This is a genomic window from Streptomyces sp. NBC_00390, from assembly GCF_036057275.1.
In the GTDB taxonomy this organism is placed as follows: Bacteria; Actinomycetota; Actinomycetes; order Streptomycetales; family Streptomycetaceae; genus Streptomyces.
The window spans coordinates 3,651,251-3,665,030 of the sequence record NZ_CP107945.1; the positions used below are offsets into that span (position 1 = coordinate 3,651,251).

Here is a 13,780-nt window from a genome sequence, read left to right on the forward strand (position 1 = left end):
CTGTGTGACATCCGGGCTCCGCCACACGTACGTACCCACCGCGACCGCCCCGAGCTCCGGACCGGCCCCCGAGCCACGGGCCTGCACGCATCCTCTAGGAAGCCCTCCACTGCGGGTCGCGGCCGGTCAGCGCCAGCACACGGTCGAAGTCGGACACCTCCGTGCCCACGGTCACCGGTTCGGCGAACACCCCGCCCTCGCGGGCCTTCGGCGCCAGCTCGGCGAGCGCCGGCCAGACCTCGGCGACGACGACCGGGTCCGGTGTGAACTCCTGACCGGTGGCACGGGCCAGATCCCACGCATGCACGGTCAGATCGCCCAGCACCATCTTGCCGACCGTCCGCGCGGGCAGACCCATCTTTCCCGACGAGCCTTCCTCGGCCCCGGGCGCCGCCCACGCCGAGACGAGGGCGGCGGTCTCCGCAGCGAACCGGGCCCGCCAGTCGCCGCCGCCCTCGACGAAGTGCGGCTCCACGCCGAAGTCCGGATGCTGTTTCGCCGCGAGCGCCTGGAAGTTGATCACAACCTGCATGAGGTGATCGGTCAGCTGGCGCACGTCGTACTCGGCGCACGGCGTCGGGTCGGCGAGGTGGTCGTCGGTAATACCCCGCACGATCGGAACGGCCTGATCGGCCGCCGATCGGAGCAGGTCACTGATGCTGTTCGTCATGCGCCGACCGTAGGGCGGCGCACCCCTGTGCGTCTTGAAGAAACGCGACGTAGGATCCCCGGCATGGCGGGGCCGCGCACTGACACCCAAGGCATAGTCGAAGCCCGCGAGCTCTTCGCGCGCGTCGACTTCCGCCGCTGCGAGCCCGCCCCCGAGCTGCGTCCGTATCTCGAGCACTACTGGCTCATCGACTGGGATCTGACCGAGCCCTACGCCTCGCATGTCGTGCCCCACCCCTGCGTGAACATGGTGTTCCAGCGCTTCGGCGACGAGCCTGCCTGGGCCGAGGTCGCGGGGATCGGGCTGGAGCTGTTCACCCAGAAGCTGACTGGGCTCGGCCGGGTGTGCGGAGTCATGTTCCGGCCCGGCGGCTTCCGGCCGTTCGCCCCGAAGTGGCCGGTGTCCGAGTGGACAGGCCGGCGGGTGCCGCTCGCGGACGTCGTGACCGGCGCCGGGCAGAGCGCCGTGGACGCGGTCGTACTGCCGGATCAGCAGGACGCCCGAGTGGCGGCCCTGGACGCGTTCCTGCTGGGTCTGGCTCCGCAGCCCGACCCGCACGCATTGCACGCCATGGAGCTGGTGGAAGAGGTCCGCTCCGACCGCTCGGTGCGGCGCGTCGCCGAACTCGCCGCCGCGGAAGGGGTGTCGGCCCGCTCGCTGCAGCGTCTGTTCGCGACGTACGTCGGCGTGGGCCCGAAGTGGGTGATCCTGCGCTACCGCATCCATGAGGCGCTGGACCGCGCGGAGTACGGCGACAACGGCGGCTGCGGACTCGACTGGGCAGCGCTGGCGGCCGAACTCGGGTACAGCGATCAGGCCCATCTCGTACGGGACTTCACGGCGACGGTGGGCGTGCCGCCGACCGCGTACGCCCGGGCGGGCGCCGCGTAGTCCGCGTGCGCTGTCAGAGCCCGGCCTACAGTGCGACGCATGGGCAAGAACGCATCGACGATCCACATCGAGCCGTGGTCCGAGGACGACTTCGACCTTCTCCGCGCGGCGAACGCATCTGAGTTGATGGACCACCTGGGCGGCCCGGAGACCGATGAGCAGCTGGTCCTACGGCATCGGCGGTACGTGGACCTGAGCGCGGACCGCACCGGCCGGGGCCGGATGTTCCGCATCGTCTGCGAGGCCGACGGGCGGGCGGCCGGGACAGTCGGTTTCTGGGAGAACACCTGGAACGGCCGGCAGGTCTACGAGACGGGCTGGAGCGTGCTGCCCGGCTTCCAGGGGCGGGGCATCGCGACCGCCGGCACGCTCGCTGCGGTCGAGCAGGCCAGGGCGGCGCGCAAGCACCGCTTCCTGCACGCTTTCCCGTCCGTGGACAACGGCCCGTCCAACGCGGTGTGCCGGAAGGCGGGCTTCACGCTGGTCGGCGAGTGCGACTTCGAGTACCCGCCCGGGCAGCCGCTCCGGTCCCACGACTGGCGCATCGACCTCGGGCCGTTCTGAGCGTCGCATGGGGCCCGCTTGACGAGCGGGCCCATTTTCACGGATATTTATCTGCGTCACGCAGCTTCTGTGTCACGTCATACTTTTCCTCCAGCCCAAGGATTCCGCCATGCCGATCCTCGTCACCGGAAGCCGCGGCACCGTCGGCTCCACCCTCCTCACGCTCCTGCACGAGCAGGGCCTGAGCGTCCGGGCCGGGTCCCGCAGCCCCGACAAGCTCACCGTGCCCCCGGGCGTCGAGTCCGTGCGGTGCGCTCTCGACGAGCCCTCGACCTTCGCGGCCGCCCTCGACTCCGTCACCTCGGTCTTCCTCTATGCCGAGCCCTCGCACATCGGGGCCTTCGCCGAACAGGCGGCCTCGGCGGGCGTCGAGCACATCGTGCTGCTCTCCTCCAGTTCGGTTCTGGACCCCGACGCCGCGGACAGCCCGATCGCCGCGTCCCATCTCGCGGTCGAGCAGGCGCTGGCGGCCGCACCCGTCACGACGACCGTCCTGCGGCCCGGAGCATTCGCGGGCAACGCCCGGCAGTGGGCGCGGGCACTGCGGTCCGCCGGCGTCATCGAGCTGCCCTATCCGGGCAGTTACGGCGACCCTGTCCATGAGCGTGATCTCGCGGAGGCCGCCGTCGCTGTCCTGACCAGGCCGGAGCTGCGCGGCGGGACCTACCACCTGACAGGTCCACAGTCGCTCACCTTCGCCGAGCAGATCGCGATCCTGGAGCGCGTCGCGGGCCGCGGCATCGCCGTCCGCGCGGTGAGCCGCGACGCCTGGCGGGCCTCCGTATCCGCCTATCTGCCGAACGAGTTCGCCGAGGCGCTGCTCGACTACTGGGCTTCGACGGACGGTTCGCCCGCGCACCTGACCGGCACTCTCGAGCAGTTGACGGGCCGCCCGCCCCGCAGCTTCACGGCATGGGCGGAGGAACACGCGGAAGCCTTCCGCGCCTGACGCCGCCCATGGCGCCGCACGGGCCCCAAAGCCGCATCGGGGGCTCGCCCGCAGCCGCCGGAAACACCTGGCTGACAGCCACCGCACGATGACATGCTTACTCTGTGAACGGACCGGAGATCTCCCTCAGCGTCGCACCCGAGCTGCGCCTTTTCGTCACCTCGGAGCGCCGTCAGGGGCGTACGGCCGTGGTCACCGACGGCTCCTCGACGCTCGGCCATGTCGTCGAATCGCTCGGCGTCCCGCTCACCGAGGCGGGCCGGCTGCTGGTCGACGGCCGCCATGTCCCCGTCTCCCACATCCCGCGCGCGGGCGAGCATGTCGAGGTGTGCGGTGTCGAGCGGCCACAGCAGGTCCCCGGCGCACCGCTCCGCTTTCTCCTCGACGTCCATCTCGGCACGCTGGCCCGCCGTCTGCGGCTGCTCGGCGTCGATGCGGCGTACGAGAACGAGGACATCGGCGATCCCGCACTGGCCGCGCTCTCGGCGAAGGAGCGGCGGGTGCTGCTCTCACGTGACCGGGGGCTGCTGCGCCGCCGCGAGATCTGGGCGGGCGCGTACATCTACAGCGACCGGCCGGACGACCAACTGCGGGACGTGCTCGAGCGGTTCGCGCCCGCACTCGCGCCATGGACCCGCTGCACCGCGTGCAACGGGAAGCTGACGGAGGCCGACAAGGACTCGGTGCAGGAGCAGCTCCAGCAGGGCACCCAGCGGTCGTACGACGTGTTCGCCCAGTGCACCGCATGCGAGCGCGTGTACTGGCGCGGGGCACACCACGCCCGCCTGGAGGCGATCGTCGCGGACGCGCTGCGCACCGCCGGCCCCTGAGGCCCGTCCCTGCCGCCCGTGCGCACCACCCGCGCAGCTTGCGGCTACGCGTCGAACCCGCCGCCGCGCAGCCGCTCGACCTGGCCCGCACTCACCTCTACGGTGCGCCGCATGTGCGCGGTGAGCAGGGCGATCTCGTCGTCGCTGTACGCATCGAACATGGCGGCCCACGGGCCGCCGACCCGCTCCCACAGCGCGCCGAACTCCGCCATCCGCTCGGGCACCAGCGACACCAGCACCCGCCGGCGGTCATGGGCGTCCCGCTCGCGCGTGACGTACCCGGCGCGCTCGAGCCGGTCGACGAGCCGCGTGGCCGAACCGGTGGTGAGCCCGGTCAACTCGGCAATACGCCCGGTGGTGACGGGCCGGTCTTCCAGCCCCAGCAGGTTCAGGCACTGCAGATCGGTGGGGTGCAGCTGCAGATGGTCGGCGAGGGCCTGGTTGAAAAGGGCGTACGAGGCCATGTACCGCCGCGAGGCGGCGAACATCTCGTTCATCAGCCTGTCACGCGGCGCCGAACTCTCCTGCGTCATGCAGAGAGTGTACGGCGCAGAGCCTGTTGCACCGGCGCGGCCGCGACCCCGTCGGCCTGGCACGGCCGCGCCACGACCTGCCCTGTCGGACCTGTCTCTAGGGCTGCACCTCGGTCAGATAGCGCTGCACCGTGGGGGCGAGCCAGCGGACCACTTCCTCGCGTGACATCTCCACGGCGGGCGGAAAGCGCAGGACATAACGGGCCAGCGCCATGCCGAGGATCTGCGAGGCAGCGAGCGCGGCCCGGCGCGGGGCCTGCGCGGGGTCCGGACACACGCCCGCGGCGACCGGGCCCAGCTGCTCCCTGAATATCTCGTGGGCCCGCTCGGCAGCTGCCGCATTGGTGACACTCGCCCGCAGCAACGCCGTCAGCACCTCGTCCTGCTCCCACCGGTCCAGGAAGTGGGAGACGAGCACCGCACCTATGTGCTTCGCGGGCAGCGCACGCAACTCCGGCAGCCGGAGGTCGAATTCGGAGGCGGCGGCGAACAGCCCCTCCTTGTTCCCGTAGTAGCGCATGACCATCGAGGGATCGATGCCCGCGTCGCGGGCGATGGCGCGGATGGTCGCGCGCTCGTATCCGTCGGCGGCGAAACGCTCGCGGGCGGCTTCGAGGATCGCGGCCTTGGTCGTATCGGAGCGGCGCGGTCCGCCTGAGGCTTCCATCGTCATGCCAACAACTGTAGGCCAACGCCCGTTGACATGCCAGCCACCCCCGGCCTACATTTGCCTACAAGCGTTGACCAACGAGCGTTGACTTCGGGAGGCAGACATGGACGGCACGCCCGGCACCAGCGATGGCGGGGACGGCACGGACCGCACCGGCACCATGGCTGCGGACGTCGTCGTCGTGGGCGCGGGCCCGACCGGAATGCTGCTCGCCGGCGACCTCGCGGCGGCGGGCGTCCCGGTCACCGTGCTGGAGCGCCGCCCACGCGAGACCAGCAACATCACGCGCGCCTTCGGCGTGCACGCCCGCACGCTGGAGCTGCTCGACGCCCGCGGACTCGCAGACGAGCTCGTGCAGCGCGGCACCTCCATCACCCGCCTGCGACTGTTCCGGCGGCTCTCCCTGGATCTGTCCCGTCTGCCGACCCGCTTCCCCTTCCTCCTGATCACCCCGCAGTACGAGGTGGAGCGACTGCTCGAGCGCCGCGCGGTCGACGCCGGCGTCCATTTCCGTTACGGCACGGAGCTGACCGGCCTCGACCAGACCTCCGACCCCGGCACGGTCGCGGTCCACGTCCAGGACGCGCAGGGCGTGCGGTCCACGGTGCGGGCCCGCTATGTCGTCGGCGCGGACGGCGTGCGCAGCTCTGTGCGCACGGCCCTCGGCCTGCCCTTCCCCGGGGAGTCGGTGATCCGCTCCATCGTGCTCGCCGACGTCCGGCTCACGGACGAGCCCGACGACGTGCTGGCGGTCAACGGCACGGGGGACGCGTTCGCGTTCATCGCCCCCTTCGGCGACGGCTGGTACCGGGTCATGGGGTGGAACCGCAAGCGCCAGGTCCCCGACAGCGAGCCCGTCGATCTCGACGAAATGCGCGACATCGCCCGCCTCGCCCTCGGCACCGACCACGGCATGCACGACGCACGCTGGATCTCCCGCTTCCACAGTGACGAGCGCCAGGTTCCCTCGTACCGCACCGGCCGGGTCTTCCTCGCGGGAGACGCCGCGCATGTGCACTCCCCGGCCGGCGGCCAGGGGATGAACACCGGCCTGCAGGACGCGGCGAACCTGTCCTGGAAGCTGTCCTGCGCGATCCAGGGCCACGCCCCCGACCCCGACGCCCTGCTGGACACCTACCAGGCGGAGCGCCATCCGGTCGGCGCGACGGTGCTCCGCAGCAGTGGCGCGATCGTGCGTCTCGCGATGGCTCACACCCCGCTCCAGCGCGCCGTCCGCGCCCTGGCCTCGCACTTCCTGAACCTGATCCGCCCGGCCGCCACGAAGGCCATGGGCATGATCACCGGCATCGGCATCTCGTACGCCGCTCCGCGCGGCTCCCACCCCCTCACAGGCCGGCGCGCCCCCGACCTCCAACTCGTCGAGGGCAGGCTGTACGAGCTGCTGCGCAAGGGGGGTTTCGTGCTGGTGGCCGCGCCCGGCGAAGACCCTGCCGCCCCGCCCGCGCCCGGCCCTGTCATACGGGCGCACTGGGCCACGGACAGGCGCACCGCGCTCCTGATCCGTCCCGACGGCTACATCGCCTGGGCGGACGGCCGGCTGAGCGGTCGGTCAGGTCCCGTCCGCCCGGACGGCCGCTGACCGGTCACCTGGCGGTCGCCCCGGTCCCGGTGCGACTGACCGGGTGTCAGCCCCGGCGAGTTCCCCGCAGCCTGCGTGCCAGGGTGTACCCATGCTCATCGCCCGCTCTGTCGCCCTGTTCGTCCTGGCCGCGCTGTTCGAGATCGGCGGCGCATGGCTCGTCTGGCAGGGCGTGCGGGGCAGCGACGGCGGCGGACGCGGCTGGATCTGGATCGGCGCGGGCGTGATCGCCCTCGGCCTCTACGGCTTCGTGGCCACGCTCCAGCCGGAAGGCGAGTTCGGCCGCATCCTCGCCGCGTACGGCGGAGTCTTCGTGGCGGGCTCGATCGCCTGGGGCATGGTCGCGGACGGCTACCGGCCCGACCGCTGGGACGTCATCGGCGCGCTGATCTGCCTCGCGGGCATGGCAGTGATCATGTACGCCCCTCGCGGACGCTGATCCACTCATGGACACCGCGGCATCCGGTCCGCGGTCCGGCCTATCCTGGGCGTGGATCGATCACACGCTCGAGGAGTTGCGACATGACAGCCGCTGGGACCCCCGTCGCGGTCATCACCGGAGCCAGCAGCGGCATCGGTGCGGCCACCGCCCGACAGCTCGCCGGTGCCGGTTTCCACGTCGTACTCACCGCTCGCCGCAAGGACCGTGTCGAGGCCCTCGCCGCCGAGCTCACCGCAGCGGGCCGTCAGGCCACCGCGCATGCGCTCGATGTCACCGACCGGCCCGCGGTCGACGCTTTCGCCGCATCGTTGGACCGCGTCGACGCCCTGGTGAACAACGCGGGCGGCGCCATCGGCGCCGACCCCGTCGCCACCGGCGACCCGGCCGACTGGCGGCAGATGTACGAGACCAACGTCATCGGCACGCTCAACCTCACCCAGGCCCTGCTCCCCGCGCTCACCGCGAGCGGAGACGGCACGGTCGTGGTCCTCTCCTCCACCGCCGGGCTCTCCACCTACGAGGGCGGCGCCGGCTACGTCGCCGCGAAGCACGGCGCCCACGTGCTTGCCGAGACCCTGCGCCTGGAGATCGTCGGCAGCCCGGTCCGGGTGATCGAGATCGCTCCCGGCATGGTCAAGACCGAGGAGTTCGCCACCACCCGCTTCCGCGGCGACACCGAGAAGGCCGCCAAGGTCTACGAGGGCGTGGCCGATCCGCTGACCGCCGACGACGTGGCCGACGTCATCACCTGGGCGATCACCCGCCCCTCCCACGTCAACATCGACCTTCTCGTGGTGCGGCCTCGCGCCCAGGCCTCCAACTCCAAGGTGCACCGCGCACCGTGACGGACGGCCGGATCGCCTCCACCCGGCCGGCACCTTCACTGACTTCACCGGCTCCCGGCGTCGAACTCCCGTGCCCGCAGCCCCGCCTGGAACCGTGACGTGGCGCCGAGCAGCGTCATCAACTCGGCGACCCGTCTGCGGTAGGTCCGCAGAGACATACCCAGATGACGTGACGCGGTCTCGTCGGTGTGCCCGGCGCTGAGCATCCGCAGGATGTCCCGGGCCTGCTCGTTCAGTTCGGGCGGGGGCGAGGCCCGCAGACGCCGGTACTCGGCCAGATCCGTCGCGGTCTCCCAGGCCACACCGAACAGCGCCCGGACACCGTGGACGACATCGGGGGACCGCACCACCGAGTACGTCCGCACCCCACCGGCCTCTGCCCCGGCGAGGATCGCGATCCGCCGGTCGATGATGATCGCCTCGCGGGCGAGGGGTGCGGTGGAGATCCGCACCTGGGCTCCGGAGCCGGCGATCCTGACCAGCCGGCGCTCGGAGTCGTCGTCGGCCAGCGCCCGTGGGGTGTAGATCTTGCGCATCGACAGACCCATGACCAGCGAGGGCCGGTAGCCCTCGGCAAAAGCGGCGTTCACCCCGGCCGACCAGGTCACCAGGTCGGCTGCCGCGCACAGGAACTCCTGACGGGCAGCGCCGAACAGATGCCCTGCCCGGCGAACCAGTTCCCCCTCACCCCGCAGGGTCACGATCTGATCAGTGGTCATCGTCCGTCCAGTCTCGGTCAACTGGCAGCAAGGTGCCAGTCCTCCGCCGATCGTGCCGACTGCCCGCAGGATCTCGGCATGGCCACGAACGACATGACTGATGCGACCACCACGACAACCACCGCCGGCATCTCCGGGACTCACGCCGCCCACGCCGGACTCTGGCACCTCGGCGACGACTTGAAGGTCGCCAGGATGGGCTTCGGCGCGATGCGGTTGCCGGCACCGGACTGGGACGGCCCGGCCGGCGACCCCGACCGGGCCGTCGCCGTCCTGCGCCGGGCGGTCGAGCTGGGTGTGAACCACATCGACACCGCGGCTTTCTACTTCTACAAGCACCTCTCGGCCAACGCGCTGATCCGCACCGCTCTGCACCCCTACGCCGACGACCTGGTGATCGCCACCAAGGTCGGCCCCGGCCGCACCCCCGAAGGCGAATGGATGTCGCCCGCCAGCCCGACCGAGCTGAAAGCCGCCGTCCACCGGAATCTGCGCGAACTCGGACGGGACCACCTCGACCTTGTCTATCTGCGCCGTCTGCCGAGCGTCGAATCGCTCTCCGAGCAGTTCGGCGCCCTCGCGGCGCTGCGCGAGCAGGGCCTCATCCGGCATCTCGGTCTCAGCAACGTCCGCCCCGATCACCTCGCCGAGGCGGAGCAGATCGCACCCGTGGTCGCGGTGCAGAACCAGTTCAACCTGGTGACCCGTCCCGGCGCCGCCATGGTCGGCATCTGCGCCGACAAGGGCATCGCCTTCGTGCCCTACTTCCCGCTCGGCGGCCTGGGCATCGCGGAGACCAGGCGGCTCCAGGGCATCGCCGACCGGCACGGGGCGACACCTGTCCAGGTCATGCTCGCGGGGCTCCTGTCCCTGTCCCCGACCGTGCTGCTCATTCCCGGCACTTCCTCACCGGCACACCTCGAGGAGAACGTGGCGGCGGGCACCCTCCGCCTCCACGCCGAGGACCTTGCCGAACTGGACTCGATCAGCCGGCGATGAGCCCGTCGGCGACCAGCCCCGCCAGCACCGCGTCGCTCAGAGCCTGCACGGCGGACAGCGGGCGGACCATCACCGTGAACTCCTTGATCCGGCCCGTTTCGTCGCCCGCAAAGTGCAGAAGATCGATGCCGTGGATCTGCTTGCCGTTCACAGTGGTGCGGAACAGCAGGACGGCCGACGGCGCCTCGGCGCCGTCGGCGCTGGTCCCGGCGGTGCCGTCGAACTCCCCGATGTACCGGAAGTCCTCGAAGGTGCGCAGCAGCACCCCGAAGAGTCCCAGCACCATGGCCTTGCCCTCGAAGGGGGTGAACTTCACCGGGCTGTAGAAGCGGATGTCCTCGGTGAACAGGTCGTCCAGAGCGCCCAGGTCGCCCTTCTCCACGGCGGCGCGAAAGCGGTCAGCGGTCGTCGTCATGACGGACCCCTCTCTGATACTCAAGAAAAAGACTAGTCACTTTCTTGAGTATGATGCGGGATCCGCCGCGGAGAAGGAAGGGGTCGGCCACCAAGGGTCCACACCAAGACCAAGATCGATCTGTTCGCCACCCGGCCCGATCACCACAGCCGGAAGGCCCCGGTCCGGGGCCTTCCCTGTGCGCTCCACGCCGCGCCTCGCGTCTGCTCCTCCATGCCCTTGGCCGGGGCCGAGAAGCGGCGAAGTCCGCTACTGCGGGGGAAACACATTTCTCACAGGTCCTTGTTCGCCACGTGCGGCGCCGCCGAACGGGAACATCGAGCTCTGCGTCCACGTCCCTTTGCTTCCCTGCTCGTGGGACGAGTTGCTGCCCTGCTCGTGGGACGAGGGCCGAGCGGAAGAGGACGCGGCAGTGCGATGGCGCGCGGCAGCCTGGCGAGGCGGCCGGGTCAAGGTGATCTGCCTGACCAACTGCTGGAAGCAGGCCAGAGCCGCGAGGGGAGGCAGCGCAGCCGCTGCCGCGTCGGTGAGCGTCCGCGGAGCATGCGCCACGCACAGCACGGTGGTGAGCGTGGAGAAGAACAGCACGACCGACCACGAGTGCACGACACGGCGCTGGTGGAGCGAGGCACGCAGGATGGAGAGCGAAGCAACCAGCCAGGGCCCGTAGACCAGCAGCGGCCACCAGCCGGCCAGCCCCTCGGCCATGCGCGGCGCGGCGATGTGGCGCAGCGGATCCAGGGCGACCATGCCCCCGAAGACGCTCACCATGGAGACGACGACCGCACCCAGCGTGGCAAGGCAGAAGCTCGCCGTCTGGACCAGCGTGAACCTGGACTTCCGCGCGGGGGCCCGCCGCCGGTGACCGCGGGAGGAGAGCCGCGCGAAGGGCAGTTCGGTGGTGATCTCGTTCGGCCGTGCGAGCGGGTCGCCGTCCGGTGCCGGAGGAACTGTGCCGAACTCCTGCCACGCGTTGGTCTGCAGCATTTGTTCAAGTTCGACCGCCGGATCCCACGGCTCGTCAAGGATCTCCGGGGTAAGGGGAGTCATCGTCTGATAGCCGCCCAGCGAGACCTCGTTGGACGTGAGATAGGGGTCCGCCCACCCTGCCCGGCCGATCACATCGGGGTGAGCAGCCGCTGAACCATAGCCGTACTCGTCATACATGGACGCTTTGCCCCGCCCAATCGTCGCTGTTCGTGGCGTACCAGGGCCGCGTTGCGCCCGACCGCCGATGGAACTCCGCCTCGATCTGACCGATCACCGCCAGAAAGTCCGCCAGCACCGAGGAGGAGTACCTCAGCTCGATTCGCTGGTCCTCGTAGTGGAGCGTTGCGTTGCCTTCCGCTGCACACTCAGGGGAGGCGGGGGACAAAGTCCAATTTCCCGACCAGGCCGCGCGGGTGCCGGCCACGCGCCATGGTGAAACCGCGGGTGGGGATTGTGTTTTCGTCACTCTCCAACAACGACTCCGGTGTTAGCCCTGGTGTGCGGCATCCAGGTGACAACATTGCGCTGGATGGGTGATTTTCGTGCAATTTTATCGGTTCTTGCGACGAATCATCCACAACAATCCACGCGGCCTGGTCATCCCTTCACACCAATGACCTGCTTCCGCATCGTCACGACCGCCACCGGATGCAGCAACGACACGGTCACCTCTCGTCGAAGGCACGCGCTTCCCCGGGCTCGGTCTCCAGCGCCTGGCGGTCGAATTTCAGCATGACGAGGAAGAACAGCCCGCCCACGAGGAGCAGACCGACCACGATCACGACGGAGACGAGCGCCTCCCGGGGTGCCACCAGCACAAACAGCGCGACGAGCGTCCACACCAGCGCGCAGATCGCGACCGGCAGCTCGAAACGCCCGAGGTCGAACGCGCAGAAGGTCAGCCAGCCGAACCCCAGCCGATCTTCGGGTTGGCCAGCCGCGAGGCCCATCGAAGTCCCCCCATATCGGCCGGGGACTCTTGGCTGCGACGCGAGGCCCGGTACCGGTCCCACACCTCGTAGAAGTCGCCCACGTCCCCGCCTGTGCGCCGCTCGAACGCATCGCATGCTGCAGTATCGGCCAGGGCCGCTCGTGGCCTCACGTCCTATGAGGCGGCCCGGGTACGGAAGTCCTCCACCGGCGGGACGTCCCACCGCGACGGGTCCGGCACCGTGGTGTTGCCGCGCAGGGCGGCGCCCGGCGCGTCCATCACCGCGACCGCGGCGACCAGGCCGAGCAGCGCGCTGACGCCGCCCGACACGGCGCCCAGCAGCACGGGGACCAGCGTGGCCGCCGCGACGGCGAGCCGCAGCAGCATCCGGCCGTGCACAGCCGCGCGGAAGTACGGGCGTGGGCGTACCGGCCGGGCCCGCAGACCGGGGGTGGTAGCGCGCAGGTTAGCCGGGTCGGTCAGATAGCGATCGGTGTAGTCGAGCGCCGCGTAGCCCCAGACCATCTCACCGGTGTCGGCGATCACAGCCACCGGGTAGGCCGGGTGGCCGCGCCGCCGGGCCACCGCCAGGACGGGCTCCCACCGCTCCGGCCAGAGGATCCAGACGTGACGCCCCTCGAACCGGGGACCGAACACGGCGAGCTGCTTGCGGGCGTGGTCCGGGCCGGTCAAGCCCTGGTGAAGCAGCCCGTGAACGCCGTACCACTTGCCCTTGGCGTCCCGGACCTTCAGGTGCTGAGCGTGCTCCAGCGGCGGATCGACGAGTTTGGTGCTGTCCTCGGGCACGATCCGCATCCACACGCTGCCCGCGGACTCGAAGCGGACGGCCACCACCCGGCCCGCCTTCGCGTCCTGGGCCAGCAGCCGGTGCGGCTCGGGGAGTCTCCGGACGATCAGATGCTTCACCGTCAGCAAGGAGACCATCGCGATCCAGGCGCACAGCGGCAGCGCGAGAAGGATCACGACGGCGATGTCGACCTCGCGGTAGGCGGCGTGGCGGAACACGGCCCAGGGAGCGACCGCGACCAGCAGCATGCCCGCCAGCAGGTACCAGTCGACCGGGTTGCGGGACAGTACGGACGGCAGCGCCTCCATCGGCTCGGGGGCGGGCACCGGCGGGCCGGGCGGCGGGGCCTGACGGGTCATCAGGGACCACGCGCCGATGCAGAACGCCCCCGCGGCGAGCGCGGCCAGGACGTCCCAGCGGGCGCCGTCGGCCCGGTTGTAGACCAAGCAGAGGACGACGGCGACGGTGGCGCAGCCGAGCGACGCGGCGCGCAGGGATTCGGCGACGGTGTGTCTCACGGGAGTCCTGGGGTCGGCCTGACAGGGGCGAGGAGCGAAGATCCGAAGATCGGCTCAACGTACCCAGACCGGCCGGGCGGCTGGAAGGTTGTGTTCCCAAGGCCGCGCTGCTCGACCCGCCCCCTGGACGTGGCCGGCTATCGGCTGCCCCCTCCGCTGTGGCGTCCGAGCGCCGGTCAGCTCGCCTGTACCTGGGGACGTTCAGTGAGCAGGACTGGGGTCACCCTTGAGTGCCGGGTGGCCGTTTTCAGGAAGCGATATCTGCCCGCCTTCACCAGTGCTCCTACGGGCACGTCGAAGTCGAGCCAGTCGCTGCGTTCATCCCCGCCGCGGATCGCCAGGCAACCACACACGGCCAGCCGGCCCGTCGGCAGCCGGACCTGACCGTGAAGGCGACCGTGCTCGG

16 protein-coding genes are annotated in these 13,780 nt (G+C 70.6%); 8 read left to right on the plus strand and 8 right to left on the minus strand.

Going from position 1 to position 13,780, the window contains the following annotated elements; translation table 11 throughout:
- Positions 1-94 precede the first annotated feature (94 nt).
- Positions 95-670, minus strand: a complete 576-nt coding sequence (locus OHS70_RS15695; RefSeq protein WP_328397888.1) for a TIGR03086 family metal-binding protein — start codon at positions 668-670, stop codon at positions 95-97.
- A gap of 63 nt (positions 671-733) precedes the next feature.
- Here OHS70_RS15695 and OHS70_RS15700 point away from each other — a divergent pair, with 63 nt between their 5' ends.
- From OHS70_RS15700 to OHS70_RS15715, 4 genes are all read left to right on the plus strand, one after another.
- The gene (locus tag OHS70_RS15700) at positions 734-1,561 is read left to right on the plus strand and encodes a helix-turn-helix domain-containing protein (protein ID WP_328397890.1); all 828 of its coding nucleotides are present in this window, start codon (positions 734-736) and stop codon (positions 1,559-1,561) included.
- Positions 1,562-1,600: 39 nt separating this feature from the next.
- Positions 1,601-2,125 (plus strand): GNAT family N-acetyltransferase, encoded by a 525-nt coding sequence (locus OHS70_RS15705; RefSeq protein ID WP_328397892.1) that lies wholly within the window; start codon positions 1,601-1,603, stop codon positions 2,123-2,125.
- A gap of 109 nt (positions 2,126-2,234) precedes the next feature.
- Positions 2,235-3,074 carry an NAD(P)H-binding protein gene (locus tag OHS70_RS15710; RefSeq protein ID WP_328397894.1) on the plus strand — a complete coding sequence of 280 codons (840 nt, stop codon included), beginning with the start codon at positions 2,235-2,237 and terminating at the stop codon, positions 3,072-3,074.
- Positions 3,075-3,178: 104 nt separating this feature from the next.
- A complete protein-coding gene (locus OHS70_RS15715) occupies positions 3,179-3,904 on the plus strand; it encodes a Mut7-C RNAse domain-containing protein (RefSeq protein WP_328397896.1) in 726 nt (241 codons plus the stop codon).
- 44 nt (positions 3,905-3,948) lie between these two features.
- On the opposite strand, the gene OHS70_RS15720 is transcribed toward OHS70_RS15715, so the two are convergent.
- Together OHS70_RS15720 and OHS70_RS15725 are read right to left on the minus strand one after the other, a co-directional pair.
- Entirely contained in the window at positions 3,949-4,437 is a 489-nt protein-coding gene (locus OHS70_RS15720; protein WP_328397898.1) for a MarR family winged helix-turn-helix transcriptional regulator, read from the minus strand.
- 97 nt (positions 4,438-4,534) lie between these two features.
- Positions 4,535-5,110, minus strand: a complete 576-nt coding sequence (locus tag OHS70_RS15725) for a TetR/AcrR family transcriptional regulator (protein ID WP_328397900.1) — start codon at positions 5,108-5,110, stop codon at positions 4,535-4,537.
- Between the two features lie 100 nt (positions 5,111-5,210).
- On the opposite strand from OHS70_RS15725, the gene OHS70_RS15730 reads away from it, so the two are divergent.
- The 3 genes from OHS70_RS15730 to OHS70_RS15740 all read left to right on the plus strand — a co-directional run bounded on the left by OHS70_RS15730 (position 5,211) and on the right by OHS70_RS15740 (position 7,994).
- Entirely contained in the window at positions 5,211-6,707 is a 1,497-nt protein-coding gene (locus OHS70_RS15730) for an FAD-dependent monooxygenase (protein WP_443062608.1), read from the plus strand.
- A gap of 91 nt (positions 6,708-6,798) precedes the next feature.
- Positions 6,799-7,146 carry a YnfA family protein gene (locus OHS70_RS15735; protein ID WP_328397902.1) on the plus strand — a complete coding sequence of 116 codons (348 nt, stop codon included), beginning with the start codon at positions 6,799-6,801 and terminating at the stop codon, positions 7,144-7,146.
- Positions 7,147-7,229: 83 nt separating this feature from the next.
- Entirely contained in the window at positions 7,230-7,994 is a 765-nt protein-coding gene (locus OHS70_RS15740; RefSeq protein WP_328397904.1) for an SDR family oxidoreductase, read from the plus strand.
- A gap of 44 nt (positions 7,995-8,038) precedes the next feature.
- Here the strand turns inward: OHS70_RS15740 and OHS70_RS15745 are convergent, their stop codons facing one another.
- Entirely contained in the window at positions 8,039-8,713 is a 675-nt protein-coding gene (locus OHS70_RS15745; RefSeq protein WP_328397906.1) for a helix-turn-helix transcriptional regulator, read from the minus strand.
- Positions 8,714-8,791: 78 nt separating this feature from the next.
- On the opposite strand from OHS70_RS15745, the gene OHS70_RS15750 reads away from it, so the two are divergent.
- Complete coding sequence (locus tag OHS70_RS15750) at positions 8,792-9,712, plus strand: oxidoreductase (RefSeq protein WP_328397908.1); 921 nt, start codon at positions 8,792-8,794, stop codon at positions 9,710-9,712.
- Here the strand turns inward: OHS70_RS15750 and OHS70_RS15755 are convergent.
- The 4 genes from OHS70_RS15755 to OHS70_RS15770 form a co-directional block, all read right to left on the minus strand.
- Positions 9,699-10,127 (minus strand): nuclear transport factor 2 family protein, encoded by a 429-nt coding sequence (locus OHS70_RS15755; RefSeq protein WP_328397910.1) that lies wholly within the window; start codon positions 10,125-10,127, stop codon positions 9,699-9,701. The genes OHS70_RS15750 and OHS70_RS15755 overlap by 14 nt on opposite strands.
- Before the next feature lie 249 nt (positions 10,128-10,376).
- Positions 10,377-11,294: a DUF2637 domain-containing protein gene (locus OHS70_RS15760; RefSeq protein ID WP_328397912.1), complete on the minus strand. Its 918-nt coding sequence runs from the start codon at positions 11,292-11,294 to the stop codon at positions 10,377-10,379.
- Positions 11,295-11,782: 488 nt separating this feature from the next.
- Complete coding sequence (locus OHS70_RS15765) at positions 11,783-12,067, minus strand: hypothetical protein (protein WP_328397914.1); 285 nt, start codon at positions 12,065-12,067, stop codon at positions 11,783-11,785.
- Positions 12,068-12,222: 155 nt separating this feature from the next.
- Positions 12,223-13,374, minus strand: a complete 1,152-nt coding sequence (locus OHS70_RS15770; RefSeq protein ID WP_328397916.1) for a hypothetical protein — start codon at positions 13,372-13,374, stop codon at positions 12,223-12,225.
- Positions 13,375-13,780 lie beyond the last annotated feature (406 nt).

Coding starts and splice junctions, on each gene's coding strand:
- OHS70_RS15725 (WP_328397900.1), bottom strand. CDS start 5,110: ATGACGATGGAAGCCTCAGGCGGACCGCGCCGCTCCGATACGACCAAG.
- OHS70_RS15720 (WP_328397898.1), bottom strand. CDS start 4,437: ATGACGCAGGAGAGTTCGGCGCCGCGTGACAGGCTGATGAACGAGATG.
- OHS70_RS15760 (WP_328397912.1), bottom strand. CDS start 11,294: ATGTATGACGAGTACGGCTATGGTTCAGCGGCTGCTCACCCCGATGTG.
- OHS70_RS15765 (WP_328397914.1), bottom strand. CDS start 12,067: ATGGGCCTCGCGGCTGGCCAACCCGAAGATCGGCTGGGGTTCGGCTGG.
- OHS70_RS15745 (WP_328397906.1), bottom strand. CDS start 8,713: ATGACCACTGATCAGATCGTGACCCTGCGGGGTGAGGGGGAACTGGTT.
- OHS70_RS15740 (WP_328397904.1), top strand. CDS start 7,230: ATGACAGCCGCTGGGACCCCCGTCGCGGTCATCACCGGAGCCAGCAGC.
- OHS70_RS15750 (WP_328397908.1), top strand. CDS start 8,792: ATGGCCACGAACGACATGACTGATGCGACCACCACGACAACCACCGCC.
- OHS70_RS15710 (WP_328397894.1), top strand. CDS start 2,235: ATGCCGATCCTCGTCACCGGAAGCCGCGGCACCGTCGGCTCCACCCTC.
- OHS70_RS15730 (WP_443062608.1), top strand. CDS start 5,211: ATGGACGGCACGCCCGGCACCAGCGATGGCGGGGACGGCACGGACCGC.
- OHS70_RS15700 (WP_328397890.1), top strand. CDS start 734: ATGGCGGGGCCGCGCACTGACACCCAAGGCATAGTCGAAGCCCGCGAG.
- OHS70_RS15705 (WP_328397892.1), top strand. CDS start 1,601: ATGGGCAAGAACGCATCGACGATCCACATCGAGCCGTGGTCCGAGGAC.
- OHS70_RS15695 (WP_328397888.1), bottom strand. CDS start 670: ATGACGAACAGCATCAGTGACCTGCTCCGATCGGCGGCCGATCAGGCC.
- OHS70_RS15755 (WP_328397910.1), bottom strand. CDS start 10,127: ATGACGACGACCGCTGACCGCTTTCGCGCCGCCGTGGAGAAGGGCGAC.
- OHS70_RS15735 (WP_328397902.1), top strand. CDS start 6,799: ATGCTCATCGCCCGCTCTGTCGCCCTGTTCGTCCTGGCCGCGCTGTTC.